The sequence below is a fragment of the Pseudomonas sp. MH9.2 genome, from assembly GCF_034353875.1.
In the GTDB taxonomy this organism is placed as follows: Bacteria; Pseudomonadota; Gammaproteobacteria; order Pseudomonadales; family Pseudomonadaceae; genus Aquipseudomonas.
In genome coordinates, this window is sequence record NZ_CP133784.1 from 5234995 (window position 1) to 5261602 (window position 26608).

Sequence of the window (26608 nt, forward strand, 5' to 3'; positions counted from 1 at the left end):
GTAGGGGGCACGTGTTCTCTGTTTGAATTCGACGACCCAGCCCCGATTTTTATTGTTTACATTCCATGGAGTAATTTCCGGGCACAACTGCGTGATACATCGCGATCTGGGCTAGGCATTCTTCAAGCGTGGGCCATTGACTGAGCGGCTTGGTTTCGCAACCTTGGGCTGTGCAGTAGTGGATATACAAGGTAAACAGGACGGCTACCATAGTCGACCTCCAGGAACGCTGAGTAAGCGAGCAGCTTGGCGATCAGGTGCCAAAAAGGTTAATTGTGCCGCCACCTACTGCTATTCCTGGCGCAGAGCCGACTGTATTGCTGCGATGATCCGGCACATATAACGGTAGTCAGGGTTTGATACCTCTGCACGACCTTTCGCAACCGTCCCGGTGTACAGATCAGTCAAAGCTATAGCCATATCGAAGATAGCCGCGTGTCCGGGGTTTGCATAGGACGTGCCTGGGCATATTCCTCTGGAAACTCTTTTTGCTCGTAAAACCATGAGTCGAATGCGCGACCTTCGCCGAAGGTGGGCCGCATCATGGGTGCGGGGCTGCATGGGGGTGAATTACTGGCGGATACGAATTTGATCGCAATGGCTTTCAACGATGACGGCACTGTGACGCTGAAGTGGATATAGCGACCGAAGATAACGAGGTGGTCGAGAAGAAGGCGGTTTATCCGCCTGATGACGCTCGCCATCTTGTGGTCCCGAGCACTGCGTAGCAGGTCCCTGAGACGGTCGCGCAAGCGATGCAGGCTCATCCTCGCCACCCTTAGCCTCGGCGGTTGATGCCAGCTCATCCCGTCGCCTCGGGACGCTCGGTAGTACAGTGGCAAACGTTCAGATATCCCAAGGTAATTTGCCTCGGGCTTCCTTCCGGTTCGCAATCGCCCGCGACACCCTTGCCTTTGGCTAACACTTCCCTTTGCCGGGTGTGTAGAGGACTTTCATCTCCAAGTCACCCGCGTGGTCACCACAGCCAAACTGGTTACGCTTGCGCGCAACGTGTCATGCCTGACGCACCCACAAAAAAGCCCGCGCTGGGCCGGCTCTCTATTTCACACATGGGTACTGATCCTTCAGTAGGATCAGTGTGCGCAGCGGGGTGACGCGAAATCAATGTCGAGGCGACGAAGGGGGGGCTAGTACAGACGGCCCGATCAATGGCGGGCCATCTAATCGTTTCGGAGTAGGTGAGGGTGATTCGTTGCGTACAGATAGCTCGAAAGCTACATTCAGTCATGAGCGAATTTTGGCGCAGTGGCCGCGGCCAGTAGAATGGGAAACTTTACAGTCCTGCGGTGGAAACTGATGCGAAGAGAAATAGGTTACTGGGATCGAGAGGGACGTGAGCTGTTTTACTACTTGGAATTCAGGGCAGAAACCGCAGAGTTCTTTATCACCTGCGAGCATACGCCTCTTGGTGGTGAGGGAAGCGTCAGGTCCATACCGCTAAGTGAGGCTCGCGGTGAGCGTTACTACGATGACGCGTTGCTGATTATCAAAGAGGAGCTTTTCAGGGATTATACAGTCTGAACATGCATCCAGATGCTCAACTATATTTCTGCGGCCATAGGTACCCGGGAGGCCTATGGATCATCCGGTGGAAGTGGAAGTCTCTCGGTTAACCCGACTGGCACCTACCCGGATTGCAGCCGCCAGAAGCCTTTGCGGGATACTGGGACGGACAGCAAAACGGGTTCGCGCTATTGGAGCAGCTTACCGGCGATAATCCTGGTCTCCACCATCGCGATCACGCCCGCGGTCATGGTCATATCCCCGATCATCGCCACGGTCATTACCACGTTCGTGATCATGACCGCGGTCATGATCACGACCACGTCCTCCTCCATCCTCCCAGTACGGCCAGCAGCCTCCTAGCAGAAGGGAGCCCGAAATCACCAAGATAAATATAGCTGTTCGTTTCATTTTATCGTCCGATAAAGCAAGGACAGAACCCCTGCGAAGAGTTGTCGCTGCCAGTGACTTTTAGTCATGGGGCGATCAACAAGTAATACGACCATTAAATAGATCAATGATTCACTGTGTGACACTGTCAGCCTGGAGGCTGCGCCCATCGCTTGTACCTGCGTCAGACAAGCTATGCATGTAATGCTGAGGTTTGCGCTAACCTCCTATGAATGTTTGCTTCGGCTTCAAAAGGAGGTCACATGAATGGCATTGGTTTGCGACTAAAAGAAGAACGAAAAAGACTCGGGCTTTCTCAAGCCGGCCTGGGCGCCGCTGGCGGAATTGAAGCCAATGCGCAAGGTGCGTACGAAAGAGGCAAGCGCTTCCCGAACGCGACCTATCTCTCCTTGATCGCAGCCGTGGGCGTAGACATATTGTTCGTGGTGACCGGCGTCAGGAAAGCCAGGTCGATCGACAGCATCACTGCGTTGGATGCCAAGGTTCTGGAAGAGTTGGACGGTTTGCCAGAAGACGTCCAGAACGACATCAAGCGTTTGATTAGCACGCTTTTTGACTCCGATGAGAAAGAGACGAAAGGTAACGCCGAATCCTCCTGATCCATTCTGTTTACATCACCACCTGCCCTGTCCGCTCTATCATAGCGTCAGGCTTTTATTTTTGGTTGCCATCCCGAAAGCTTCACAGTCATTGGAGCCACATAGGTGAAAAATCAAGCCCAATGCAGTTGAACCATCAAGAGAGCATCACCGAGTAGCGGACTACCGGGAGGCCCCCTTAACGCAGGTGGCCACATCAAGCTTGGCTTATAGTGCCAGAGCATACGGATCAAATCCGAGCTCAAACGCCGCACCGAACACCACACGTCATCACTGCAGGGTATTCACTTACAATACGTGCAGCCGGTGCCGCCAGACGAGAATTCTCCATGCCCGATAATCAGCGCCCCATCCTTTGCATTTACCACGGTCACTGTGCAGACGGTTTTGGCGCCGCCTGGGTTGTCCGTAAAGCCTTGGGCGCCGACATCGAGTTTCATGCTGGCATTTACGGCAAGCCGGTGCCGGACGTTGCGGGCAAGCATGTCGTGATTGTGGATTTTTCGTACCCTGCCGAGGTATTGATAGCGATGGGCGAAGCTGCGGCTTCTGTTTTGATCCTGGATCATCACAAGACGGCACAGGACGATCTCAAGTCCCTACCGTTTGCTGGCAACACCTATGCGCAGTTCCAAACGGATTGCCGGAGCAAATGCATCAGCTCAGGTTCCCCCCACATAGGCGCACTGTTTGATATGAACCGCTCGGGCGCAGGCATTGCCTGGGACTTCTTTTTTCCAGAAACACCTCGCCCCGCGCTAATCAATCACATCGAGGATCGGGACTTGTGGCTGTTCAAGCTGGACGGCACCCGCGAGATACAGGCCAGCGTCTTCAGTTACCCCTATGACTTCGACGTCTGGGACAGGCTGATCGAGTCTGATCTAGCCATGCTTCGATCAGACGGCATCGCTATCGAGCGTAAGCTGCAAAAGGATGTCGCGGAATTGGTTGGCGTGACCAAGCGCCGGATGGTGATCGGCGGCCATGACGTGCCGGTGGCAAACCTCCCGTATACGCTGACCAGCGATGCAGGGCACCTGATGTGTGCGGGCGAGCCTTTCGCCGCCTGCTACTGGGACACCCCGGACGGCCGATTCTTCAGCCTGCGTAGCTCAGACGCAGGCGAGGATGTCTCGGTAATCGCTCAGCATTACGGTGGCGGTGGCCACCGTAATGCTGCTGGCTTCAGCGTTCCGTTCGGCCATCCGCTCACACGTTAATCCCCATGTGCAACAGCATCGCTGACATGAACGAATTCACTTTTTGTGCTTCTCAAGAGTGAGCATGACCCTTACTCGGTGTGCAGTCTGCGCACCTCTTGTCGATCTCTTTTTTTAAGCAACTTTGGCGCGACTTTATTTCTGTACCATGCAGAGGTTCAGACAAATATTATTAAGTGTATAAAATGGCTCAATAAGGTTCAGAAGTGTTTATATGTGTATGTGAGAGCGCAACTATCATGGCTCACGAGTAGGACTGCATAGAGGGGCGCGCGGTTTAAGCAGGGGCGAACAATGTACGAACCTGAAGATCCGATTAAAGCGCAGAGGCTGATTGAAATCGCCAGAGCCGCAGATACGGACTGTGAACTGTTCCTGCAGCAAGAATCCTCGATGGATACACGATGCAAGCAGGTAGAGCTCAAGCTTCTTCAGCGGAGGGCAAGCCTGGCAAATTCCAATGTCACCAGCTTCTGCATAAACCAGCGCAAGCGACATCCGATTTGAGCCTCCAGTTGAGTCGTCGGGTATGCAGTCAATTGTCAGGTTGGAGCGTAGACCCCGGCGACATGCTGGGGTCGATCAATGGGCGCTGAATGTCTGGAATATCGAGCCTGAAAACGATGGGCGCTCGTAAGTGAGGCAAACGGGCTCCAACCCCGGAGAGGCCCGTGCGGCGGGATTATTTGTTTTTGGTTTTAACCTCGGCCACAAGACACTCAAGGGCGAACTGCTCTGTATAGGTCATCTGAATAGGGCTGGTTACCCCTTTGACGGTTCGTGAGCCATCAAGGATGTAGCGTATGCGCCTGTCGGTGACGCCGATGCGTTTTGCGATCCATGCAGGTGTCTGCCCGATGCGTGTGACCAGTTTGTCGGCATATTCGGTGGATGGATTGTAGAGTTCTGCGTTGGGGATCATTTGACGTCCAGATGAAAAAATTAGGCTGCGATGCGTTCGCGGTTGTGCAATAGATTGCGCGAATCATCGAAGGGTGTCGCGACATAATTTTCTTTTCGGCTTACTCACGGTACCGAGGTCTCAAAAAAAATTCGCATCATGCAGCTGATGGCCACACAAGCCTATAATTGATCCGGAATCAGGCGGGCTGGTTCCACTGTTACAGGCTTATGTTTCATTAAACGGCAACACCGTATTATCAGGATTAGTCAGTGCCTCCACTCATCAATGCTTTGCCCGCTGAAGAATTAAAACGCATACCTATGCTGAAATGCGCGGTGGTATTCATCATCGTGGTCTGTTCATCCATCATCGGTTTGTCTTTGCTTCAACTGCAGCAGTCCAAGGTCCACGAGCTGGCGCAAGCTGAGATATCGTCTTCAAACCTTGCGCGCTCGATGGCGCAGGAGGCGGAGGACACCTTTGACGAAGCCGATATTGTACTGGCCGGATTGGTAGGATGGCTGCAAGCTGACGGTTATGGCCCCGGTCAAATAGACCGTTTGCATGAGGTTTTTGTCGATCGTGTGAGTGCGATTGAACAGCTGCATGGACTATTCTTTTTTGATAAACATGGTCAATGGGTCGTGACTTCGTTTACTGGCATCCCTGCTGAGATGAACAGCTCTGATCGAGACTATTTCATCTATCATCAAAATAATGATGATCCAAACCCGCGGATCGGCCATGCGATCCGCAGTCGAGCGACGGGCGAGTGGGTTGTTACTATCTCCCGTCGGGTGAATGACCGAGAAGGTCATTTTAACGGTGTGGTGTTGGCGGCCATCAAGATGTCTTATTTCGATAAGTTCTTTGAAGGTTTTGATATCAACAAAAACGGTGCGATGTTTATTGCGCTAACCGATGGGACGCTCTTGGCCAGACGTCCGTTCAACGACGCGTTGATCGGGACGTCTGTCGCGCAAGGGGATATATTTAAAAACTATCTGCCACGGTCCAGTTCCGGCACCGCAATGATAACGTCAGTGGTTGACCAGACCGTAAGGCTCTGTGGATACCAACAGTTGAAAACCTATCCGCTGGTAGTGGTAGCCGCCATCTCTAGAGATTCTATCCTTAACGAATGGCAAAAAAATGTGTACAAATCTGCCGCGATCATTGGGGCCGTGCTCATTATCAATTGCCTGTTCGGGGTGTTATTCATACAGCAGTTGCGGAACGGTCAGCGTGTCGAAACCGATTTACGCAGCGCGAAAGACGATTTGCAGATTATGGCAACGCACGACGGTCTGACAGGTCTTGCGAACCGTAGGCTTTTTCAGGAAACCTTAAACGCTGAGTTTAAGCGAGGCGCACGGACGACCCTCCCAATGAGCCTTATCATGTTAGATATCGATTATTTTAAAAGCTTCAATGATGCCTATGGTCACGTTGCTGGCGATCACTGCATTGCCGCAGTAGCACGTGTTGTCCGTGAGTCTTTGCAGCGGGAAGCAGACCTTGCTGTGCGCTATGGGGGCGAGGAAATCGCGGTGCTTCTGCCTGATACGGATGAGAAGGGCGCATTTGTCATCGCGGAAAAAATCAGACTGGGGGTTATGAGTGAACATATTATTCATCAACGTAACCCGCTCGGTAACCTCACCATAAGCCTTGGATGCTATACCTGCTTTCCAGGCGTCGATGGGAATATTGAGCAGTTTATTGAGCGTGCTGATTCAGCGCTTTATTCTGCTAAAGAATCGGGGCGCAATGTGTCAGTGTCTTTTGGCGAAGCGACGACCGTGGGTTCGTTCTATAGCGAGGTGCATATGAACACTGATCAAAAAAAACAAAGAGGCGATCACTCTCCTGATTCCGGATCGGGAATGCCTGATCCGGACAACAGCCTCCCTGTCGAAGACGAAACTCCTCCTTCGCAAGACTGGAAGCATCCCGATGACGGGAAAAGCTTGTCAGAACAGGACGAAGAGTTTCCGCTTAAGCCCTGACCGGTCATTCTGAGCGTTGAGGAATTGCCTGGCGAAGAGGGCATTTTGATCGACGAAGGGGAGGGCGCGGCGTGAGCAGGTTCAAACACTTTGAAAGAAACACGCAGGGCCGTGACTTCGTCGTGGGTGATATCCATGGGCATTTCACTCGGTTGCAAGCCGCGTTAGAAGCAGTTGGTTTCGCTCCGGAGGTCGATCGCTTGTTTAGCGTGGGAGACGTGGTTGATCGTGGCCCTGAAAGTGAACGGGTTCTCGATTGGCTGGCCCAGCCTTGGTTTTTTGCGGTGCAGGGCAATCATGAAGCGTTGGCTATCAAGCATGTGCAGCACAGCGATCTTGATTATCCGATGTATCGGGCAAGCGGGGGCGCCTGGTTTCTCAGGCTTGCCCCTAGCGAGCAGCAGAAGTTCGTCGCATATTTTAAGCAGATGCCCATCGCTATTGAAGTCGATACCCCGTCAGGGTTGATAGGCATGGTGCATGCCGACTGTCCGACACCTACCTGGGCAATGCTTCGTGGCGCGCTTTTGGGGCATCTGCCGGATTCGGGGCGTCTCGAGGAATACTGCCAATGGTCACGTGAGCGCCTTCGCCTCAGAGATTCCAGTGGAATACCCGATGTGCGCGCCCTGTTTGTCGGTCATTCTCCCTTGAGCCGACCCGAACTGTTGGGCAACGTTTTCCACATTGATACGGGTGGCTGGCGTTTTAATGGCAGCGGTTATTTCACGCTGGTGAATCTGGCTACACTCGAAATTATTTCGCCGCGGCCCACGAAACCCGACGAAGACTTGGTCATGCGCTGACGAGTGAGCCTCCGTGTAGTCGCTTCAAAACGCCAGCGGCCCCGATAACACCTCTGAAAATTGATTATTGCCGGGCCTGAATTGTTCAGACCATGGAATTAGAATCTCCATTGGTCGGGCTGTTTTGATGGAGGTATTCGGGGGCTGACCGCACGCCGCTACCGAAGCGTCCAGCGATTGCCCTGTGTTCTGATGGAGGAAGGCGGCCGACTGCCAGGTAGCTGCATGCCGTGCTCGCCTGATTATTCAACGTCGCAAGTAAAGTGAGCGTATCGTTATGAGTGACATTCCTCTTTAGGTAAACCCAAATGAATCATCTTGGTTCGCGGTTGAAGGAAGAGCGAAAGACCCTAGGGCTTTCTCAGCAGGAATTTGCTGCAATTGGCGGTGTAGAGGCCAATGCACAAGGCAAGTATGAAAGTGGCGAGCGTACCCCGCGCTCGGACTATTTGGCGGCGCTGGGTGTCAAGGGTGTCGATGTGCTCTATCTCCTCTCCGGGTGCCGAACACCGTTGCGCATCGACAGTCTCAGTGATGCGGAACGAAATGTAATCATTCACTACCGCGCACTGACCGACCTGGACCAGGATGCGATCAGCCAGTTGGCGCTGTCGCTATCGGAATGCCTGACTGAATAGCAGTGTCTCACTGTGTTGCTACATCCTGTTTCATCTGCAACGCGTCCTCTACCGCTCCTCGCTCTTGATCGTTGATATATGAATCGTATATGATTCATATATTATTTTCCTGAGGTGATCCTGTGGGCCTGGTAAAAATTTCGGAACACATGCATGCCAATGCTCGGACCGCGAGCGCAGCGTTAAGCCGCTCTATCAACGCTCAAGCTGAGCATTGGATGAAGATCGGCATGATGGCTGAACTGCATCCTGCACTCAATTACAGCGACATCTGCCAATTGCTCATTCGTGCCGAAAATGCTGGTGGCACGGTCCTGTCGGTAACCCCGTTCGGTCTCTCTCCGTCGATGGAAAATTTGCAGGAGGCGTTGTAATGAGTGCGGCTGTCAGCATTAAGACTGAAGATGATCTGGTCAGGCTTCGGGTTGCCGGAAGGTTGGCTGCAGATGTGCTCGCGATGATTGGCAGTCATGTCAAAGCGGGTGTCAGCACTGAAGCGCTGGATAAGATTTGTCACGCGTATATCGTTGATGAGTTAAAGGTTATTCCAGCGAACATCGGCTATCACGGCTTTACCAAATCCACCTGTATCTCGCCGAACACTGTGGTATGCCACGGAATCCCATCGGCGTCGGATATTCTCAAAGATGGGGATATCGTCAATATTGATGTGGCTGTGATCAAGGACGGTTGGTTTGGTGATACCAGTCGGATGTATTTCGTGGGAGACGTCAGCCCGACCGCGAAGCGCTTGGTGCATACCACTTATGAGGCAACCCTTGCCGGGATTCACGCTGTCCGACCGGGAGCGACCTTGGGCGATATCGGTCATGCCATTCAGACGGTAGCGCACCGCGAGGGCTTCAGTGTTGTGCGCGAATACTGCGGACACGGCATTGGTCGTAACTACCATGAAGAACCGCAGGTGCTGCATTACGGTAGCTCACGGCAAGGGCTCAAGCTCAAGGTGGGCATGGTGTTTACCATTGAGCCGATGATTAATGTCGGCAAGCCTGGGACCAAGGTGCTGCCCGATCGCTGGACCGTACTGACCCGCGATCAATCCCTCTCCGCTCAATGGGAGCATATGGTTGCTGTCACTGAGACCGGTTTTGAACTGCTGACACCATGGCCCGAGGGCACCGGTGAATATGCGCCTGTTTGACCGTCCTGCGGCTCCACGCACATGGGCAGACCAATAAAGTCACAGTTGTCGGGATGACGAGTATTAGACACCCGCTGTAACCCGCTTCCCGTTCCCCTGATGCGATGCAGTTCTGACCGGCTCATAGATGATCAGAGCCGCATCGTGCAGGGAGGACACCAAGTCTACGTGGCTCGCCGCCATTGAACTTCGGTTACACCAAGACCTTCAGCCTGGCGGAGTGCCAGCCGAACGGGTCCTGCCGCTACATTGTCGTTGACGCTTCCTACCCCCGCATGCAGCGTAGCGAAGTGCAATGCATCGCTTTCGCACAGGTGCAGGGCCTCATGAAAAAAATGCCGACACTGCCCCTTGAAATGATAATTAATCTCGAACGCTTTCAACTGATCCATATCGCCCCTCCGCTCGTTAGACGTATCACGTCTCTGAAAATATGCACGTTCCCTTGTACCCGTAGGGCATCCACGCAGAAGGCGTAATGCACTACTTTTCATTTCTACGTCGATGTAGGCATGCAAACAATTTCAAGCGGCTACGGCGCGGATGCCATTGCTTGGTGAAGTGTGTATCCCCGATATCGGGCTCAGGATTGCCGTACTTTAGTGGGGATTAACCCCGCAAAAATAATTACGCCGTTTTGCACTACTTTGTATCAATTAGAATGCCTATCCGATCAGTGGCACTCTGCCTGCGCAAAGCTGAAACGGTTGAGTGGCTTATGGCTCTTGGTGATTCTGAGGGGAAGTCGGACGGTGAAGTCAGCATCTGGTGTTACAGTGCCGTCTACATTCAAATGAGGAAGTACACATGTCACTGCTTGATGATGAACAAGACATTTGGGATATGTTTGCGGCCTCTGCCTTGACCGGGTTGATCAGTCGTGGTGCCATCGAACCGCTTGATGCTGCCGAGCTGGCCGCTGATTACGCCTCGGAGTTGATGATCCAGCGTTCTCTGCGCATTCAGGCGGAAGAGGATGCGGCTGAGGCGCCATAAAATCTGGTCCAGCCGCGAAAAAAGCTCGACACTTTCACACGTGCCGGGCTTTTTTGCTGTTATGTGCAGGCTTTCAGGTTAACGGGGCCAACGAAGGCATTGCCTCGGCCCATCACACACGCCACGCGTTGATTGCGCTGAATTTCCCACGCATCGACAGGATAAGTCTTGTTCCAGGCCTCATAGAGTCGGCGATCCTGTTTGGACAAGGGCAGGCTGTATTGCTTGCTCATATAAAAATACGTTCTGGCGATCATTCCGCGAACTGACGGACGAGGCATCACTTTCTTTGCTTTGAAATCCACCTGCGTCAGGCAAGACCCGTACTGCCCTGTCTGAACCGGAAGCCAGCCGAAGCTGAAGTTATTTCGGTCACCGTTCACCTCGCCAATACTGGGCACCAGATTATGCAGATCAGCTTCGGCGCGTTGGTAAACAGGGTCGTTTTTTGTGCAGTTTCCCCGGCCGCCGTTTTGCCAACATTGACGTAAATGGCCAATTTGCCAGGCAGGTACAATGTGCTCCCATTCGATCCGCTTGGCGCGGTTGGCATTTTTGCGCGGAACATAACCGCAAGCGGCGAGATTGACCCGGTTACCGCTGTATTTACAGCCGCAATAGAACTCTGTCGACTGCGGGGCATACAGGCCCGAGGCGATCTTTTTTGCTTCACTGAAGGTGCGAGGTGCGTCGGCATGGGCAGCGATGCAGAAACTTAGGGTCAGCAGGGCAATTATTCGAACAATCATGCCGTTAATCTTCCTTCGGCACGGTCCAGAATATCTGCACGCCACCGTCATCGCGGTAGGCGAGGGTGACGTTGTCGTTCTCCGCTATTTCTTCAAGTAACTGATTCCACTCGTCTTCTACCTCGTCGGTCAATCGGTATATCAGTGCTGCCCGGGCCTTTTGCGCGGTTGGTGAGTTGATCACTTTCTGAACCCGGATGCCGAGTCGTTCGTAGGAGCTGGGGGCTGAAGGTGCTGCTGCAGAATTCTTTGCCACGGAGGAGATCCTTGGTTGGCTGTATGCGCATACAGTATTTCAACGTGGGGATTTTCGCAACTGCCTGTCGAGTCTCTGCCTCGATGTGCAGGAGTAAAGCGCGCTAAGGTCTGACAACAAGATGGAGTGGCACTTGCCCGCTCTACGCAGTGCAGCGCGCAGAGCGGGCAAGTGCAGGAATGATCAATACTCCCAGAAAATCCGTTGCAGCTCTTTGCTGTCGTTGGTCTTGGTCAGCGCGACCATTGCAAGAATGCGGGCTTTTTGAGGGTTCAGATCGTGGGCGACGACCCAATCGTATTTGTCATCAGGTTGTTCCGCATTGCGCAGTACGAAACCGCCAGCGTTAACGTGGGATGAACGGATGATCTGGATCCCGTCTTTGCGCAAGGCCTGCAGGGTGGGCACTACGTTGGACGATACCGAGCCGTTGCCAGTGCCTGCGTGGATGATCGCTTTTGCGCCTGCCTGAGCCAGTGCCTTGTAAGCAGTGTCCGAGACATTTCCATAGGAGTAGGCAATATCGACTTTAGGCAGCGTGCTGATTTGCTTGATGTCGAATTCCGAATCCATGGTGTGACGCTTGGCGGGCAAGCGGAACCAGTAGGACTTGCCTTCGACCACCATGCCTAGCGGACCCCATGCGCTTTTAAAGGCTTCGGTCTTGATATTGATCATTTTGCTGACGTCGCGACCCGACTGAATCTCGTCGTTCATCGTCACTAGAACACCCTTGCCACGTGCCTCTTTGCTGCCCGCAACGGCAACCGCGTTGTACAGGTTCAACATGCCATCCGCAGACATCGCTGTCCCTGGACGCATGGAGCCTACGACAACGATGGGCTTGTCGGTCTTCTCTACCAGATTGAGAAAGTAGGCCGTTTCTTCCAGGGTATCGGTGCCGTGGGTGATTACGATGCCGTCCACATCTTTGCTGTCGGCCAGTTCGGCGACACGTCTACCCAGTTGCAGCAGGTTTTCGTTGGTGATGCTTTCCGACGCGATTTGCATGACTTGTTCGCCGCGCACATTGGCCAGTGCACTCAGCTCCGGCACACCCGCAATCAATTTATCAATACCGACCTTGGCCGCCTGGTAAGTCGCGCTGTTGGCAGCGCTCGCGCCAGCGCCAGCGATGGTGCCGCCAGTGGCAAGAATGACGACGTTAGCGAGCTTTTGTTGTTGTTCTGCTTCTTTGGCTGAAACGCCTGTCGGCAACAGCAGCATCAGCGCAAGGGCGCTCGGTACAAAGCTATGGAATATAGTTTTCAATTTTTATTTCTCTTGTTATGGGAGTGCTTGATTCATGAGCCTTGCGAACCTGATGCAGGCTCACCTGACCCGGGCCGCACTAGACAAGAGCATGATCTATACCAACAGAATTGATCATTATGTATTGATCTAAGATACTGATTTATAACTATTTATTTTTATAGGTGGGTGTGTTGGTATTCGGCTTTCCGAACATTGGAGACTTTGCTGTTCGGCTATCCGAAAGCAGAATGGAGGAATAGCGCTCTGCAACTTTATTATCCCGTATGGCGGCGCGCCGTGGCGGTTGACAAAAATGGCCGCCGTTCTCATAGTCCGGCAAAGCAAACGTTTGCGTGCGCGCAATCGATGCAAAATAATCATAAGATCGGAGTGAACTCATGAAGCTGCCATTCGCTGCACGTCTTCTCGCTGTCGCTATGCTCACCGCAGCCTCTGCCATCCTGCCGCTTTCTGCTGCGCATGCTCAAACCACGGAAAAGCCCAAAGTCGCGCTGGTGATGAAGTCGTTGGCCAATGAGTTCTTCCTGACCATGGAAGACGGCGCCAAGGCCTACCAGAAAGAGCATTCGGCTGATTTTGATCTCATCTCCAATGGCATCAAAAATGAGTCGGACACCAGTGCCCAGATCGCTATCGTCGACCAGATGATCGTGCAGAAAGTCAATGCGCTGGTCATTGCTCCTGCGGACTCCAAGGCGCTGGTGACGGTGATCAAGAGGGCTAGGGATGCCGGTATTATCGTGGTTAACATTGATAACCAACTGGATGTCGATGTGCTGAAAAGCAAAGGCATCAGCGTGCCGTTCGTAGGCCCGGACAACCACAAAGGTGCACGTCTGGTGGGTGACTACCTGGCCAAGCAGTTAGCAGCTGGCGATGAAGTCGGCATTATCGAAGGCGTTTCGACCACCACTAATGCCCAGCAACGCACAGCGGGTTTCAAGGATGCCATGGATGCCGCGCAGATGAATATTGTCTCCACGCAATCGGGTAACTGGGAAATCGATAAAGGCAACGCCGTAGCTTCGGCCATGCTCAACGAGTACCCGAATCTCAAGGCATTGCTGGCCGGTAACGACAGCATGGCGCTGGGCGCGGTCTCGGCGATTCGGGCGGCAGGTAAGGCAGGTAAAGTAAAAGTGGTTGGTTACGACAACATCAACGCCATCAAGCCCATGCTGCAGGACGGCCGCATATTGGCCACTGCCGATCAGTTCGCGGCCAGACAGGCGGTGTTCGGTATCCAGACTGCGCTGAAAATGCTCAAGGGTGAAACTGTCGAGGGCGCCGCCAATGGCGTGATCGAAACGCCAGTTGAACTGATCACCAAGAAGTAGTTTCCCGCATGCAGCGTTCGCTCATCGTGGCGGGCGCGTGGAGAGTGTTATGTCTGTGTCTGCTCAGGCGGCTGTTCTATCTGTCAGCGGCGTCGGTAAAACCTACGCCCAACCGGTTCTCAGCGACATCGACCTGACGCTTCTGCGCGGGGAAGTGCTGGCCCTGACGGGCGAAAATGGCGCCGGTAAAAGTACCCTGTCGAAGATTATCGGCGGGCTGGTCTCGCCCACAACCGGGCAGATGCAATTTCAGGGACAGGCCTACGAACCCGGCAGTCGAACCCAGGCGGAAAAGCTGGGTATTCGCATGGTCATGCAGGAGTTGAATCTGCTGCCCACGTTGTCCGTGGCGGAAAATCTATTCTTGGACAACCTGCCGAGTCGCGCGGGCTGGATCAATCGCAAGCAACTGCGCGCTGATGCTATTCAGGCCATGGCTCAGGTCGGGCTGGATGCTATCGACCCAGACACTCTGGTCGGCGAGTTGGGGATTGGGCATCAACAGATGATCGAGATTGCCCGTAACCTGATCGGTGACTGCCATGTCCTGATTCTCGACGAACCCACCGCGATGTTGACGTCTCGAGAAGTCGAGATGCTGTTCGAGCAGATCACTCGCCTGCAAGCCCGCGGGGTGTCGATCATTTATATCTCTCATCGGCTGGAAGAACTGGCCCAGGTTGCACAGCGTATTGCCGTGCTGCGTGACGGCCGGTTGGTGTGTATCGAACCGATGGCTGACTACAGCAGCGAGCAACTGGTCACGCTGATGGTCGGGCGTGAACTGGGTGAGCAGATCGACCTCGGTCCACGTCAGATTGGCGACGTTGCCCTGGCGGTTAAAGGCCTGGGTCGCGCGGACAAGGTGCGTGATGTCTCTTTCGAGGTGCGTAGCGGCGAGATTTTCGGTATTTCCGGATTGATCGGCGCCGGGCGCACCGAGCTTCTGCGCCTGATCTACGGTGCTGACATCGCCGACACGGGCGGTATCGAGATTGGCAGTCCCCTGCAGTCGGTGACCATCCATTCGCCAGTCGATGCCGTCAAGCAGGGTATTGCGCTGATTACCGAGGATCGCAAGGGCGAAGGTCTGCTACTGACCCAATCGATCAGCGCCAATATCGCGCTGGGCAATATGCCGGCAATTTCCAAAGCCGGCGTGGTCAATCGTCATGATGAACTGCGTCTGGCCCAGCGTCAGGTCGATGCCATGCGCATTCGCAGCGCCAGTCCGATGCAATGTGTCTCCGAGTTGTCTGGTGGCAATCAGCAAAAAGTCGTCATCGGTCGCTGGCTTGAGCGTGACTGCACAGTGATGCTGTTCGATGAGCCGACCCGAGGCATTGATGTTGGCGCCAAATTCGATATCTATGCGTTGCTGGGAGAGTTGACACGCCAGGGCAGGGCGCTGGTCGTCGTGTCGAGTGATCTGCGTGAGTTGATGCTGATCTGTGATCGTATCGGGGTGCTATCGGCCGGGCGTTTGATCGATACCTTCGAACGCGACACTTGGACCCAGGATGAATTGCTTGCCGCCGCGTTTGCCGGCTACCCAAAACGTGATACGCGGCTCACTGAAGTCGCTCCCAGGAATAACTGATGAAAACTTCAGCCGCACCCCAAACATTGCCTTCGTCGGGCAAGCGCAGCAGTCATTATTTCGGACTCGGCACCTACCTGGGACTGGCCGGTGCGTTATTCGCAATGATTGCGTTGTTTTCCGTGCTCAGTGATCACTTCCTGTCTTATGAGACTTTCAGCACCCTGGCCAACCAGATACCGGACTTGATGGTGCTGGCGGTGGGCATGACTTTCATCCTGATCATCGGCGGCATCGACTTGTCGGTGGGATCTGTTCTGGCACTTGCAGCTTCTGCAGTCAGTGTGGCAATCCTCGGCTGGGGCTGGGGCGTCGTGCCAGCAGCCTTGCTGGGCATGACCTGCGCGGCCGTCGCGGGCACCATCACCGGTTCGATCACGGTGGCTTGGCGCATTCCATCGTTTATCGTTTCCCTCGGCGTGCTGGAAATGGCCCGTGGTGTGGCCTACCAGATGACGGGGTCGCGAACCGCTTATATCGGTGATGCATTCGCGTGGCTATCGAACCCGGTCGCTTTCGGGATCTCTCCGTCCTTCATCATTGCGCTGCTGATCATCTTCATCGCCCAAGCCGTGCTGACCCGCACCGTGTTCGGCCGTTACCTGATCGGTATTGGCACTAATGAAGAAGCGGTTCGTCTGGCCGGCATCAATCCAAAACCCTACAAGATTATGGTGTTTTCGCTGATGGGGCTGCTGGCCGGGGTCGCAGCGTTGTTCCAGATCTCGCGTCTGGAAGCCGCAGACCCTAACGCTGGCTCCGGTCTGGAATTGCAGGTGATCGCGGCGGTCGTTATTGGGGGCACCAGCCTGATGGGTGGGCGCGGCTCCGTGATCAGTACGTTCTTCGGGGTCCTGATTATCTCGGTACTTGCTGCTGGATTGGCACAGATCGGAGCGACCGAACCGACCAAACGCATCATCACGGGCGCGGTAATCGTTGTCGCCGTGGTGCTTGATACTTATCGCAGCAATCGCGCACGTCGGAAGGCTTGATATGTCCACGATCAAAGATGTAGCCGCGCTGGCAGGAATTTCCTACACGACGGTGTCCCATGTGCTGAACAAGTCGCGCCCGGTCAGCGACGACGTCCGCCGGAAGGTCGAGGCGGCGATCATTCAACTCGACTATGTGCCGAGTGCCGTGGCTCGATCCCTTAAAGCCAGGGCGACGTCGACCATCGGCCTGCTGATTCCTAACGGTATCAACCCGTACTTTGCCGAGTTGGCGCGGGGGATTGAGGACTACTGCGAGCGCAACGGGTTTTGCGTGATCTTGTGCAACTCCGATGACAACCCGGAAAAACAACGCAGTTACCTGCGCGTGCTCCTGGAAAAACGTGTCGATGGTTTGATTGTCTCGTCGGTGGGTGGCGATCCAGGATTGGCGGCTGGATTAGCCGCCGTGCGTACGCCGATGGTTATTGTCGACCGAGATCTGGAAGGCATTGTTGCCGATCTGGTGCGCATCGATCATGAGCTGGGCGCGTACCTGGCGACCTGCCACTTGCTTGAGCTCGGTCATCGGCATATTGCCTGCATTTGTGGGCCAGCGGAAACGAGCGTCGCCCAGATGCGCCTGGCGGGTTACCGTCGCGCCATGCATGAAGCTCAGGTGCCTGTACCGAACGAGTGGGTGGTGGAAAGCGACTTCACCAGTCCCGCTGGTTATCAGGCTGCAGTGGGACTCCTGACGCAAAACTCGCCGACCGCGATATTTGCGGGTAACGACATGATTGGCATCGGCGTTTTGCGCGCTGCCGCCGAGCGCAACATTCGCGTCCCCTGTGATTTGTCGGTTATTGGGTTCGACGATATTCAGATGAGTCGCTACGTGTATCCAGCGCTGACCACTGTTGGGCAGTCGATCCTGAAATTGGGTGAAATGGCCGCCGAGATATTGTTGCGGCGTATCGCTGCGCCCGCTGCCACGGCTGTCGAGCATCGGATCGTGAAGCCCGACATTGTCCTTCGCGAGTCCACGGCACCCCCAGCCAATATCTTCAACGCCTTTCGCTGAAACAGATTAAAGAGTGCTGACGCATGCAAGCAAAAGTAGTGGTAGTGGGCAGCTTGAATATGGACCTGGTCACCCGTGCCGAGCGTCTGCCTCGTGCTGGGGAAACATTAGCGGGTGACTCGTTCGCGATTGTGTCGGGAGGCAAGGGCGCCAATCAAGCCGTAGCCGCTGCGCGCCTGGGGGCGAGTGTCGCCATGATAGGTTGCGTTGGCGATGACGCCTATGGCGAGCAACTGCGTGCAGGCCTGTTGGTCGAGCGCATCGATTGTCAGGCCGTAACCACGGTGACCGATGTTTCAAGTGGTGTTGCGCTGATCGTGGTAGATGCCAGCAGTCAGAACGCCATTGTCATCGTGGCCGGGGGCAATGGTCGGCTTTCGCCGGATATCGTTGCAGCATTTGATGCGAAGCTGGCTGAAGCCGATGTGATCATCTGTCAGCTTGAAGTGCCGATGGATACGGTGGCCTATGCCCTCAAGCGCGGCCGCGAGTTGGGCAAAATTGTCATCCTTAACCCTGCGCCAGCCAACGCGCCGTTGCCTGCTGACTGGTATTCGCTGATCGATTATCTGATTCCCAACGAAAGCGAGGCGGCTGCGTTGAGCGGTTTACCGGTTGATTCGCTGGCATCGGCGGAAGCTGCCGCGACCCGGCTTCTGGCAGCTGGCGCCACAAAAGTCATCATTACGCTGGGCGCCCAAGGCTCACTCTTCGCCGACGGTCAGCGCATCGAGCATTTTCCTGCGCCCAGGGTTCAAGCGGCGGATACCACCGCCGCTGGCGATACCTTTGTGGGCGGGTTTGCCGCGGCATTGGCGCAAGGAAAAAGCGAGGTGGAAGCGATTCGGTTTGGTCAGATTGCAGGCGCGCTATCGGTTACTCGTGCCGGTGCTCAGCCCTCTATTCCTACTCTTAATGACGTACAGGGCTTCCATCAGCCATGAAAAAAAAACCTTTGCTAAACATCGCCCTGTCGCGGTTGATTGCTTCCCTCGGCCATGGCGACATTGTCATGATCGTCGACGCCGGAATGCCGGTGCCGCCGGGTGTCGAGCTTATTGATCTTGCACTCACACAAGGAACCCCGGACTTTGTCAGCGTGTTGCGCGTGGTGCTTACGGAAATGCAGGTCGAGAGACATGTACTGGCTGAGGAAATGCTGCTCAAACAGCCACCGGCATTGGTGGTCATTGAAGGTTTGAGTTTGCAGGGCGAGCTGGGCCAGCAGTGCCTTGTCAGCCATGACGAACTGAAGAACCTGAGTTGCAAGGCCCGGGCCATCGTGCGGACGGGCGAATGTAAGCCCTACACCAACATTGCTTTGGTCGCTGGGGTAACGTTCTAAGTGCATCACTTTCGGAACCGGAAGTTTCCTGTGCGCGGCGATGCCAATACCTGCACCAGCTTCGGAGCGTGATATTCGTGTCTTTACTAAGTGCCGCTGTCGTTCAAATTGTCGAAAGGCATGACCTGATTATTGACACCGATCCTGGGGCCGACGATGTGGTAGCGCTGCTGCTGGCCCTTGCATCGCCTGATGAGCTGAACGTACTGGCAATCACAACTGTGGCGGGCAATGTGCGTCTTGATAAAACCTCGCGCAATGCCCGGCTTGCGCGTGAATGGGCTGGGCGCGAAGAGGTGCCGGTATACGCCGGGGCGTCAAAACCGCTGGTGCGGACACCGATTTATGCCGAGAACATGCACGGTAAGGAGGGGTTGCCGGGTGTTGCTGTGCATGAGCCGAAGGTGGGCATGGCCAAGGGCAATGCGGTGGATTACCTGATCGAAACCTTGAGCAAGGCAGCCCCGCACAGCATCACCCTCGCAATGCTTGGACCGCAGACCAACATGGCGTTGGCTCTGATGCAGGCGCCGGAAATCACGCAAGGTATCAAAGAAATAGTGGTCATGGGGGGCGCGCATTTCAATGGCGGCAACATGAGTCCGGTGGCCGAGTTCAATATCTATGCCGACCCTCATGCCGCACAAATCGTACTTGCCAGCGACGTAAAACTGACCTACATCCCGCTGGACGTGACCCATAAAATCCTCACCAGCGAACAAAGGCTCAAGCAGATCGCGGGTTTGAATAATCAGGCGGGCATGCTGGTCTGCGGCATTCTCAATGAGTATGTCAAAGCGGACATGGCGCATTACGGTTTGCCCGGTGGGCCGGTACATGACGCCAGTGTAATCGCTTACTTGCTACAACCGGAGTTGTTTACCGGGAAGCAGATCAATGTGGCCATCGATAGTCGCGAAGGCATCACCTTCGGTCAGACGCTTGCCGATTGGTACGACACGCTCAAGCAAGATAAGAACGTGTTCTGGGTCAAAAATGGCGACGCCCAAGGGTTCTTCAACCTGCTGACCGCGCGTCTGAGTCGCTTGAAGTAAGTCCCGCTCAGGTCGCCGCAAGTCCTCACTCGCTGCTATCGGCAGCGGAATGGTCGTGCGGGTATTTTTCGAAGACCTGGCTGACGAATGCCTGGGCGGCTGCGGTGCCCAATGCTTTGAACAGCAAGTCTATCGCTATGATTGCCAGTTCTTCCGGGCTGCCCGGACTGTAAGAACATTGCCCTTGGGGCCATTTGGCCTTGATGTCAGCGTCGATTGATACGATTGCCATTTGTGTCCCGTATTGTCCGAAAAAAAGCCATTGCGCGTGTGGCACCCATCGGTGAGCTGTTGCGCAGCGGCGGGCAAGTAAACCATTTCCGACATCATTTGGCACTGCGACTTAGGCATGGGCCGACGCTCATGCCAAACTTGTCGACAAATTTCCGAGGACGCCGACGTGCAAATTGATCTGAACAACTCCGTTAGCTTTACCCTTGATGCTGTGCGCCAGCTTATTGCTGCAGCCAACGATGATGTCCACAACCAGCTGCGTGTGAGCAAGGCGGGTATTGCCTGGATTTCATCTACCCATGTGGGTGGCGTAGCCATTGACGGGCTGCTGTTTCGTTTGGAGACCTGGTCGGCAGGCTCCGGGTGCGTTGGTCCGGTGGCGGCCAGTGATAGCGTCTGGGTCATGCAGATATTCAATGCACTCAAGGACAACTGGGCTAACCCACGTTTTGATTATGTAGACGTGTACTGAAAACGTTTTGACATGATTTGGCTGCGCGCCTGTTTGTCGACTGGGGCAGACTTCCACTGATCCACTGATCCACTGATCCACTGTCGGAGCGGGGTCGCGGGTAACCGTTGCAACAAACGCATCGCAACCGTTGTCGCACATGTTCTGGTTAATATTTATTTAGTGAGGAGGTCGCATATGCCTTGGAAGTTCGCATCATTGGGTTCCGTTATCGCTGCGCTCGTGCTGTCTGGGTGCAGCAGTATGTCCGAGCCCAAAGAGCCTGTGGTTTCGGCGGCTGAAGCAGGGGCTGGCCGATGCAATGCAGCTGCAGCAGAATTTGCCATTGGTCAGAAGGCCTCCGCGGAACTGCTGGAGCAGGCTCGCGTCAAGTCGGGTGCGCAGAATGCCCGCGTGCTTAAGCCCAGTGACATGGTCACGCTGGAATACAGGTCGGATCGCTTGAATCTGAACGCAGATGACCGCTCGATCATCACTCGAGTCAACTGCGGCTGAATGCACGAGACCTTTGTCTTGCCCATAAAAAACCCCGTCACATGGACGGGGTTTTTTTAGTCCGGGGAAATTACTCCGCGCGAACCTGAGCAGCTTGCATGCCCTTCTGGCCTTTTTCAGGTACGAAGGAAACGGCTTGGCCTTCTTTCAGGCTTTTGAAACCGTCGCTTTCGATAGCTTTGAAGTGTACGAACAGGTCGTCACCGCCGTTTGCAGGAGTGATAAAGCCGAAGCCTTTTTCATCGTTGAACCATTTTACGGTGCCGTTTTGGCGATTAGACATGGTGTATCTCCAAGAACATAATTTTTCAGTAGTGCTGTGCTGCTCAGGCCAACTGGGCACACCGGGCTATCATAGTCGAAATGTTTGGATGTAGAAGTCTTTCGCAAAACAGTTTGCGAAAGCAATACGCTCCGCTCATTGGCTAATGCGCCCGGAGGCCTTGATTTATCTTGCTTGCGGCCAATTTCAGTCACCCGTAAAAAAAATCCATTTTTGCTGTTTGGACTGTCGGGAAATGGCTGAAATTGGCCGGGGATTTCCAGTTTTGCCAAGCTGTCACGTTTATTTTTTGGCTGTGCAGGACGCATCGATTTCTTTTAGCAATCTCGCACGTAACGCCCCGCCTTCGGCAGTCTGGCTGTTTAACTCCTTCGTCTCTGCCGTACTGAATTTTTTTTCGATGACGTTCGCGCCGCAGGTGCAATGCGTCTGGGCGGTGGCCTTATCGACACTTTGAGTGGCGGTGGCGATGCACTCGTTCATGTACTGATCGCGCGCGCCAGGGGGCCAGGCGGCTTGGGCGCTCAGGGGCAACAACATGGCGATAGGGGCGGCGAGAGTGAGTAAGCGATAAAGACGCATGGTTGAATGCTCCTTGTAATGAGGGGGCTGTGTCACAACATCCACTCATTATTTGAGGGGTGTTGGTCGCCTCAAGTTCACCGGATCATTTCATTTGTTCGCGGCAACCGATTGGGCTCAAGTTGAAGTGCTGTTGTCAAACATGTGTGATAGCATGCGGCGCCTGAACATCCGCGACGTCTCAAGGGTTTCTCGACAGGTCGCACCTGTAGCTATTTTATTTTCACTCCAGTCACTCTGGTTCGGTTAAACGGTTGGCCCTAGGGCTCCTGCCACTGTGAGGCAGGCATACCACCGGATCTTGTACTGGCTCATCCCAACCCACGTGACCTTTGGTAGGGGTCACCACTAGGAGAGGAGGCGCCATGCCCACCATTACTCTTCCCGACGGCAGTCAGCGTTCATTCGATCATCCGGTTTCCGTAGCCGAAGTCGCGCTATCCATTGGCGCTGGCCTGGCTAAAGCCACCGTGGCTGGCAAGGTCAATGGCCAGCTGGTCGATGCCAGCGATCTAATCGACGGCGACGTCAGCCTGCAGATCATCACGCCCAAGGATCAAGAGGGGCTTGAGATCATTCGCCACTCTTGCGCTCACTTGGTCGGTCATGCAGTCAAGCAGTTGTTCCCGACGGCCAAAATGGTCATCGGTCCGGTAATCGACGAAGGCTTTTATTACGATATCGCTTATGAGCGTCCGTTCACGCTCGACGATTTGTCGGCGATTGAGCAGCGTATGCAGCAGCTGATCGAAAAAGATTACGACGTCATCAAGAAAGTCACTCCGCGCGCCGAAGTGATCGAAGTGTTCACTGCTCGCGATGAAGACTACAAGCTGCGTCTCATCGAAGACATGCCCGATCAACAGACCATGGGTCTGTACTATCACGAAGAATACGTCGACATGTGCCGTGGTCCGCACGTGCCGAATACGCGCTTCCTGAAATCGTTCAAGCTGACCAAGCTGTCTGGCGCCTACTGGCGCGGTGATGCCAAGAACGAGCAGTTGCAGCGAATCTATGGCACGGCCTGGGCAGACAAGAAGCAATTGGCTGCCTATGTCCAGCGGATCGAAGAAGCTGAAAAGCGCGATCATCGCAAGCTTGGCAAGCGTTTGGGGTTGTTCCACACCCAGGAAGAAGCGCCGGGTATGGTATTCTGGCATCCGAACGGCTGGACCCTGTACCAGGTTCTTGAGCAATACATGCGCAAGGTTCAGCACGAGAACGGTTATCTGGAGATCAAAACTCCACAAGTGGTCGATCGTTCCCTGTGGGAAAAGTCCGGTCACTGGGCTAACTATGCCGACAACATGTTCACCACCGAGTCCGAGAACCGCGACTACGCCATCAAACCGATGAACTGCCCGTGCCACGTACAGGTGTTCAATCAGGGCTTGAAAAGCTATCGCGAGTTGCCGATGCGTCTGGCGGAGTTCGGTGCTTGCCACCGCAATGAGCCATCAGGTGCATTGCACGGTATCATGCGTGTGCGTGCTTTCACTCAGGATGATGCTCACATCTTCTGTACTGAAGAGCAGATGCAGGCAGAATCCGCCGCGTTCATCAAATTGACGCTGGACGTGTACGCTGACTTTGGCTTCAAGGACATCGAGCTCAAGCTGTCCACGCGTCCCGAGAAGCGCGTAGGTTCCGACGAGTTGTGGGATCGCGCCGAAAGCGCATTGGCGGCCGCACTCGACAGCGCTGGTTTGCCGTATGATCTGCAGCCGGGCGAGGGTGCCTTTTATGGCCCCAAGATTGAATTTTCGCTAAAAGATTGTCTGGGTCGGGTATGGCAATGCGGTACATTGCAACTCGATTTCAACTTGCCGATCCGTTTGGGCGCCGAGTATGTCTCGGAAGATAACAGTCGCAAGCACCCGGTCATGTTGCACCGTGCGATACTCGGTTCCTTCGAGCGTTTCATCGGTATTTTGATCGAGCATTACGAAGGCGCTTTCCCGGCCTGGTTGGCACCCACTCAAGCAGTGATCCTCAATATCACTGATAAACAGGCAGATTTTGCCCTTGAAGTGGAAAAAACTCTCGCTCAAAGCGGGTTTCGTGCCAAGTCTGACTTGAGAAATGAAAAGATCGGCTTTAAAATCCGCGAGCATACTTTGCTCAAGGTTCCTTATCTCTTGGTGATTGGAGATCGGGAAGTCGAAATGCAAACTGTCGCTGTGCGGACACGTGAAGGTGCTGACCTAGGCTCGATGCCGGTCGCACAATTCGCTGAATTTCTCGCTCAAGCGGTTTCCCGGCGTGGTCGCCATGATTCGGAGTAATTATTATTAAGCGTGAAATGAGACAAGATAAACGAGCTGCACCGAAGGCCCCGATCAACGAGAATATCTCGGCACGCGAGGTTCGGTTAATTGGGGCTGAGGGTGAGCAGCTTGGGATTGTGTCAATTGAAGACGCGCTTCTTAAGGCTGAAGAGGCCAAACTGGATTTGGTGGAAATTTCCGCCGATGCAGTACCCCCTGTTTGTAAGCTGATGGACTACGGCAAATCGATCTTCGAGAAGAAGAAACAGGTTGCCGCTGCGAAGAAAAACCAGAAGCAGATTCAGGTTAAAGAAATCAAGTTTCGTCCAGGGACGGAGGAAGGGGATTACCAGGTAAAACTGCGCAACCTGGTACGTTTCCTGAGTGATGGGGACAGGGCCAAGGTATCGTTAAGATTCCGTGGTCGTGAGATGGCCCACCAGGAGCTGGGGATGGAACTGTTGAAGCGGGTTGAAGGTGACTTGCTTGAATACGGTTCGGTCGAACAGCATCCTAAGATGGAAGGACGCCAACTGATCATGGTCATCGCCCCGAAAAAGAAGAAGTAACCACCAGGGCACGGCAGGCCTTGCGGTTATGTTTATCAACTGAATGCGGAGTACCGAACATGCCAAAGATGAAAACGAAGAGTGGTGCAGCTAAGCGGTTCTTGAAAACCGCTAATGGCATCAAGCACAAGCATGCTTTCAAAAGCCACATTCTGACCAAAATGTCCACCAAGCGTAAGCGTCAATTGCGCGGTAGCAGCTTGCTGCATCCGTCTGACGTGGCAAAAGTGAAGCGCATGCTGCGCCTTTGCTAATTTTGGTCAAGAATAGAGGAAATAGATCATGGCTCGTGTAAAGCGTGGCGTAGTCGCCCGTAAACGTCACAAAAAAATTCTGAAACTGGCTAAAGGTTACTACGGCGCGCGTTCACGCGTATTCCGTGTAGCCAAGCAAGCGGTAATCAAGGCAGGCCAGTACGCCTACCGTGACCGTCGTCAGAAAAAACGTCAGTTCCGCGCTTTGTGGATCGCTCGTATCAACGCTGGTGCTCGTATTAACGGTCTGTCCTACAGCCGTTTCATCGCCGGTCTGAAAAAAGCGTCCATTGAGATCGACCGTAAGGTTCTGGCTGATCTGGCAGTGAACGAAAAAGCGGCGTTTGCTGCGATTGTCGAGAAAGCTAAAGCCACTTTGGCCTAAGTCCCCGACAATCACCGGGCCCGGTTTCCGGGTTCGGTGTTAAACGTCATAAATAGGGGAAGAGCCTTTTAAGCTCTTCCCCTATTTCGTATCTGGAGTCTGTAAATGGAAAACCTGGATGCGCTGGTCTCTCAAGCACTTGAGGCCGTGCAACACGCTGAAGATATCAATGCCCTGGAGCAAATCCGGGTTCACTTCCTTGGTAAAAAGGGTGAGTTGACTCAGGTGATGAAGACCCTGGGTAATTTGCCTGCTGAAGAGCGTCCGCAAGTCGGCGCACTCATCAATCTCGCCAAGGAGCGTGTCACAGAGGTTCTCAATGCGCGTAAAGCGTCGTTGGAGCAGGCGGAACTGACCGCCAGGCTCGCGGCGGAGTGCATTGACGTGACCCTGCCGGGACGTGGTCAGACCTCGGGTGGGCTGCATCCGATTACCCGAACGCTGGAGCGGATCGAGCAATTCTTCACTCATATTGGCTACGGCATCGCCGAAGGCCCCGAGGTCGAAGACGATCACCACAATTTCGAAGCGCTCAACATCCCTGGCCACCATCCGGCGCGGGCGATGCATGACACCTTCTATTTCAATGCGAGCATGCTGCTGCGCACCCACACCTCTCCGGTGCAAGTGCGGACCATGGAAACGCAACAACCGCCTATTCGCATCGTTTGCCCGGGCCGGGTTTATCGCTGTGATTCGGATATCACCCATTCGCCGATGTTCCATCAGGTCGAAGGCTTGCTGATTGATCGCGATATCAACTTCGCTGATCTCAAGGGCACGATCGAAGAGTTCTTGCGAGTGTTCTTCGAAAAAGAACTGGCGGTGCGTTTCCGTCCGTCCTTTTTCCCGTTCACCGAGCCATCGGCTGAGGTCGATATCCAGTGCGTCATGTGCAGCGGCAAAGGCTGCCGTGTGTGCAAGCAAACTGGCTGGCTGGAAGTCCTGGGTTGCGGGATGGTCCATCCGAACGTACTGCGTATGTCCGGCATAGATCCTGAAGAATTCCAGGGATTCGCTTTCGGTATGGGTGTTGAACGTTTGGCCATGCTGCGTTACGGCGTCAATGATTTGCGTCTGTTCTTCGACAACGACTTGCGGTTCCTCGCGCAATTTCGCTAGGTCGCACGCCCGTAACGAATCTATTTGGAGA

General features: G+C 54.3%; 33 protein-coding genes and 1 pseudogene. 23 read left to right on the top strand and 11 right to left on the bottom strand.

The features are described from left to right. Positions 1-668: 668 nt before the first annotated feature. Together RHM55_RS24140 and RHM55_RS24145 are read right to left on the bottom strand one after the other, a co-directional pair. Positions 669-815: pseudogene (locus RHM55_RS24140) on the bottom strand (group II intron reverse transcriptase/maturase); the annotation flags it as partial. 897 nt (positions 816-1712) lie between these two features. Further along, positions 1713-1847 (bottom strand): hypothetical protein, encoded by a 135-nt coding sequence (locus tag RHM55_RS24145; protein WP_322178661.1) that lies wholly within the window; start codon positions 1845-1847, stop codon positions 1713-1715. Positions 1848-2177: 330 nt separating this feature from the next. On the opposite strand from RHM55_RS24145, the gene RHM55_RS24150 reads away from it, so the two are divergent. From RHM55_RS24150 to RHM55_RS24160, 3 genes are all read left to right on the top strand, one after another. Beyond that, on the top strand, positions 2178-2534 hold the full coding sequence (locus tag RHM55_RS24150; protein WP_322178662.1) for a helix-turn-helix transcriptional regulator: 357 nt from the start codon (positions 2178-2180) through the stop codon (positions 2532-2534). Between the two features lie 329 nt (positions 2535-2863). Beyond that, a complete protein-coding gene (locus RHM55_RS24155) occupies positions 2864-3757 on the top strand; it encodes a phosphohydrolase (protein ID WP_322178663.1) in 894 nt (297 codons plus the stop codon). A gap of 294 nt (positions 3758-4051) precedes the next feature. Then, positions 4052-4264, top strand: coding sequence for a hypothetical protein (locus RHM55_RS24160; protein WP_322178664.1), 213 nt, complete (start codon positions 4052-4054; stop codon positions 4262-4264). Positions 4265-4439: 175 nt separating this feature from the next. On the opposite strand, the gene RHM55_RS24165 is transcribed toward RHM55_RS24160, so the two are convergent. Next, positions 4440-4679, bottom strand: a complete 240-nt coding sequence (locus tag RHM55_RS24165; RefSeq protein ID WP_322178665.1) for a hypothetical protein — start codon at positions 4677-4679, stop codon at positions 4440-4442. Between the two features lie 302 nt (positions 4680-4981). Between RHM55_RS24165 and RHM55_RS24170 the strand changes: the two genes are divergently transcribed. The 5 genes from RHM55_RS24170 to map all read left to right on the top strand — a co-directional run bounded on the left by RHM55_RS24170 (position 4982) and on the right by map (position 9279). Then, positions 4982-6670 carry a diguanylate cyclase gene (locus tag RHM55_RS24170; protein ID WP_322183097.1) on the top strand — a complete coding sequence of 563 codons (1689 nt, stop codon included), beginning with the start codon at positions 4982-4984 and terminating at the stop codon, positions 6668-6670. Between the two features lie 71 nt (positions 6671-6741). After that, positions 6742-7476 carry a metallophosphoesterase gene (locus RHM55_RS24175; protein ID WP_322178666.1) on the top strand — a complete coding sequence of 245 codons (735 nt, stop codon included), beginning with the start codon at positions 6742-6744 and terminating at the stop codon, positions 7474-7476. Positions 7477-7784: 308 nt separating this feature from the next. Continuing rightward, entirely contained in the window at positions 7785-8114 is a 330-nt protein-coding gene (locus tag RHM55_RS24180; RefSeq protein WP_322178667.1) for a helix-turn-helix transcriptional regulator, read from the top strand. A 122-nt stretch (positions 8115-8236) separates the two neighbouring features. Beyond that, on the top strand, positions 8237-8488 hold the full coding sequence (locus RHM55_RS24185) for a ParD-like family protein (RefSeq protein ID WP_322178668.1): 252 nt from the start codon (positions 8237-8239) through the stop codon (positions 8486-8488). Then, positions 8488-9279, top strand: a complete 792-nt coding sequence (gene map, locus RHM55_RS24190) for a type I methionyl aminopeptidase (protein ID WP_322178669.1) — start codon at positions 8488-8490, stop codon at positions 9277-9279. Before RHM55_RS24185 ends, map begins: the two co-directional genes overlap by 1 nt. Before the next feature lie 164 nt (positions 9280-9443). On the opposite strand, the gene RHM55_RS24195 is transcribed toward map, so the two are convergent. Next, a complete protein-coding gene (locus RHM55_RS24195) occupies positions 9444-9671 on the bottom strand; it encodes a DUF6555 family protein (protein WP_322178670.1) in 228 nt (75 codons plus the stop codon). A gap of 415 nt (positions 9672-10086) precedes the next feature. Here RHM55_RS24195 and RHM55_RS24200 point away from each other — a divergent pair, with 415 nt between their 5' ends. Next, positions 10087-10275 (top strand): hypothetical protein, encoded by a 189-nt coding sequence (locus RHM55_RS24200; protein WP_219062004.1) that lies wholly within the window; start codon positions 10087-10089, stop codon positions 10273-10275. 59 nt (positions 10276-10334) lie between these two features. On the opposite strand, the gene RHM55_RS24205 is transcribed toward RHM55_RS24200, so the two are convergent. The 3 genes from RHM55_RS24205 to RHM55_RS24215 all read right to left on the bottom strand — a co-directional run bounded on the left by RHM55_RS24205 (position 10335) and on the right by RHM55_RS24215 (position 12507). Further along, on the bottom strand, positions 10335-11024 hold the full coding sequence (locus RHM55_RS24205; RefSeq protein ID WP_322178671.1) for an endonuclease I family protein: 690 nt from the start codon (positions 11022-11024) through the stop codon (positions 10335-10337). Between the two features lie 4 nt (positions 11025-11028). Then, on the bottom strand, positions 11029-11280 hold the full coding sequence (locus RHM55_RS24210) for a DUF1654 domain-containing protein (protein WP_322178672.1): 252 nt from the start codon (positions 11278-11280) through the stop codon (positions 11029-11031). A 183-nt stretch (positions 11281-11463) separates the two neighbouring features. Continuing rightward, positions 11464-12507, bottom strand: coding sequence for an asparaginase (locus tag RHM55_RS24215; RefSeq protein WP_407074670.1), 1044 nt, complete (start codon positions 12505-12507; stop codon positions 11464-11466). 425 nt (positions 12508-12932) lie between these two features. Between RHM55_RS24215 and RHM55_RS24220 the strand changes: the two genes are divergently transcribed. From RHM55_RS24220 to RHM55_RS24250, 7 genes are read left to right on the top strand one after another with little or no spacing between them, the layout of a single operon-like run. Beyond that, positions 12933-13892 (top strand): sugar ABC transporter substrate-binding protein, encoded by a 960-nt coding sequence (locus tag RHM55_RS24220; RefSeq protein WP_322178674.1) that lies wholly within the window; start codon positions 12933-12935, stop codon positions 13890-13892. 49 nt (positions 13893-13941) lie between these two features. Continuing rightward, entirely contained in the window at positions 13942-15492 is a 1551-nt protein-coding gene (locus tag RHM55_RS24225) for a sugar ABC transporter ATP-binding protein (protein ID WP_322178675.1), read from the top strand. After that, on the top strand, positions 15492-16487 hold the full coding sequence (locus RHM55_RS24230; RefSeq protein ID WP_322178676.1) for an ABC transporter permease: 996 nt from the start codon (positions 15492-15494) through the stop codon (positions 16485-16487). Before RHM55_RS24225 ends, RHM55_RS24230 begins: the two co-directional genes overlap by 1 nt. Position 16488: 1 nt before the next feature. Further along, complete coding sequence (locus RHM55_RS24235; protein ID WP_322178677.1) at positions 16489-17511, top strand: LacI family DNA-binding transcriptional regulator; 1023 nt, start codon at positions 16489-16491, stop codon at positions 17509-17511. Between the two features lie 23 nt (positions 17512-17534). Next, a complete protein-coding gene (gene rbsK, locus RHM55_RS24240) occupies positions 17535-18455 on the top strand; it encodes a ribokinase (RefSeq protein ID WP_322178678.1) in 921 nt (306 codons plus the stop codon). Beyond that, complete coding sequence (rbsD, locus tag RHM55_RS24245) at positions 18452-18856, top strand: D-ribose pyranase (RefSeq protein ID WP_322178679.1); 405 nt, start codon at positions 18452-18454, stop codon at positions 18854-18856. Before rbsK ends, rbsD begins: the two co-directional genes overlap by 4 nt. Before the next feature lie 50 nt (positions 18857-18906). Next, on the top strand, positions 18907-19911 hold the full coding sequence (locus RHM55_RS24250; RefSeq protein WP_322183099.1) for a nucleoside hydrolase: 1005 nt from the start codon (positions 18907-18909) through the stop codon (positions 19909-19911). A gap of 25 nt (positions 19912-19936) precedes the next feature. Here RHM55_RS24250 and RHM55_RS24255 read toward each other — a convergent pair whose 3' ends face one another. Then, positions 19937-20143, bottom strand: a complete 207-nt coding sequence (locus RHM55_RS24255; RefSeq protein WP_322178680.1) for a hypothetical protein — start codon at positions 20141-20143, stop codon at positions 19937-19939. Between the two features lie 168 nt (positions 20144-20311). On the opposite strand from RHM55_RS24255, the gene RHM55_RS24260 reads away from it, so the two are divergent. After that, the gene (locus RHM55_RS24260) at positions 20312-20617 is read left to right on the top strand and encodes a hypothetical protein (protein WP_322178681.1); all 306 of its coding nucleotides are present in this window, start codon (positions 20312-20314) and stop codon (positions 20615-20617) included. Between the two features lie 177 nt (positions 20618-20794). Continuing rightward, positions 20795-21112 (top strand): I78 family peptidase inhibitor, encoded by a 318-nt coding sequence (locus RHM55_RS24265; RefSeq protein WP_322178682.1) that lies wholly within the window; start codon positions 20795-20797, stop codon positions 21110-21112. Between the two features lie 70 nt (positions 21113-21182). Here RHM55_RS24265 and RHM55_RS24270 read toward each other — a convergent pair whose 3' ends face one another. Genes RHM55_RS24270 through RHM55_RS24280 form a run of 3 tightly spaced genes read right to left on the bottom strand, consistent with a single transcriptional unit; the run spans position 21183 to position 21977 of the window. Further along, complete coding sequence (locus RHM55_RS24270; protein WP_322178683.1) at positions 21183-21395, bottom strand: cold-shock protein; 213 nt, start codon at positions 21393-21395, stop codon at positions 21183-21185. Next, the gene (locus tag RHM55_RS24275) at positions 21368-21703 is read right to left on the bottom strand and encodes a hypothetical protein (protein WP_322178684.1); all 336 of its coding nucleotides are present in this window, start codon (positions 21701-21703) and stop codon (positions 21368-21370) included. Before RHM55_RS24275 ends, RHM55_RS24270 begins: the two co-directional genes overlap by 28 nt. After that, positions 21678-21977, bottom strand: coding sequence for a hypothetical protein (locus RHM55_RS24280; protein ID WP_322178685.1), 300 nt, complete (start codon positions 21975-21977; stop codon positions 21678-21680). The genes RHM55_RS24275 and RHM55_RS24280 overlap by 26 nt, the downstream gene beginning before the upstream one ends. A gap of 365 nt (positions 21978-22342) precedes the next feature. Between RHM55_RS24280 and thrS the strand changes: the two genes are divergently transcribed. From thrS to pheS, 5 genes are all read left to right on the top strand, one after another. Beyond that, positions 22343-24265, top strand: coding sequence for a threonine--tRNA ligase (thrS, locus tag RHM55_RS24285; protein ID WP_322178686.1), 1923 nt, complete (start codon positions 22343-22345; stop codon positions 24263-24265). After that, positions 24265-24816, top strand: a complete 552-nt coding sequence (gene infC, locus RHM55_RS24290) for a translation initiation factor IF-3 (RefSeq protein WP_172668659.1) — start codon at positions 24265-24267, stop codon at positions 24814-24816. Before thrS ends, infC begins: the two co-directional genes overlap by 1 nt. A gap of 59 nt (positions 24817-24875) precedes the next feature. Then, positions 24876-25070, top strand: a complete 195-nt coding sequence (rpmI, locus tag RHM55_RS24295; RefSeq protein WP_003442181.1) for a 50S ribosomal protein L35 — start codon at positions 24876-24878, stop codon at positions 25068-25070. A 28-nt stretch (positions 25071-25098) separates the two neighbouring features. Beyond that, a complete protein-coding gene (gene rplT, locus RHM55_RS24300) occupies positions 25099-25455 on the top strand; it encodes a 50S ribosomal protein L20 (protein ID WP_047275143.1) in 357 nt (118 codons plus the stop codon). A 105-nt stretch (positions 25456-25560) separates the two neighbouring features. After that, positions 25561-26577, top strand: a complete 1017-nt coding sequence (pheS, locus tag RHM55_RS24305) for a phenylalanine--tRNA ligase subunit alpha (protein WP_322178687.1) — start codon at positions 25561-25563, stop codon at positions 26575-26577. Positions 26578-26608 lie beyond the last annotated feature (31 nt).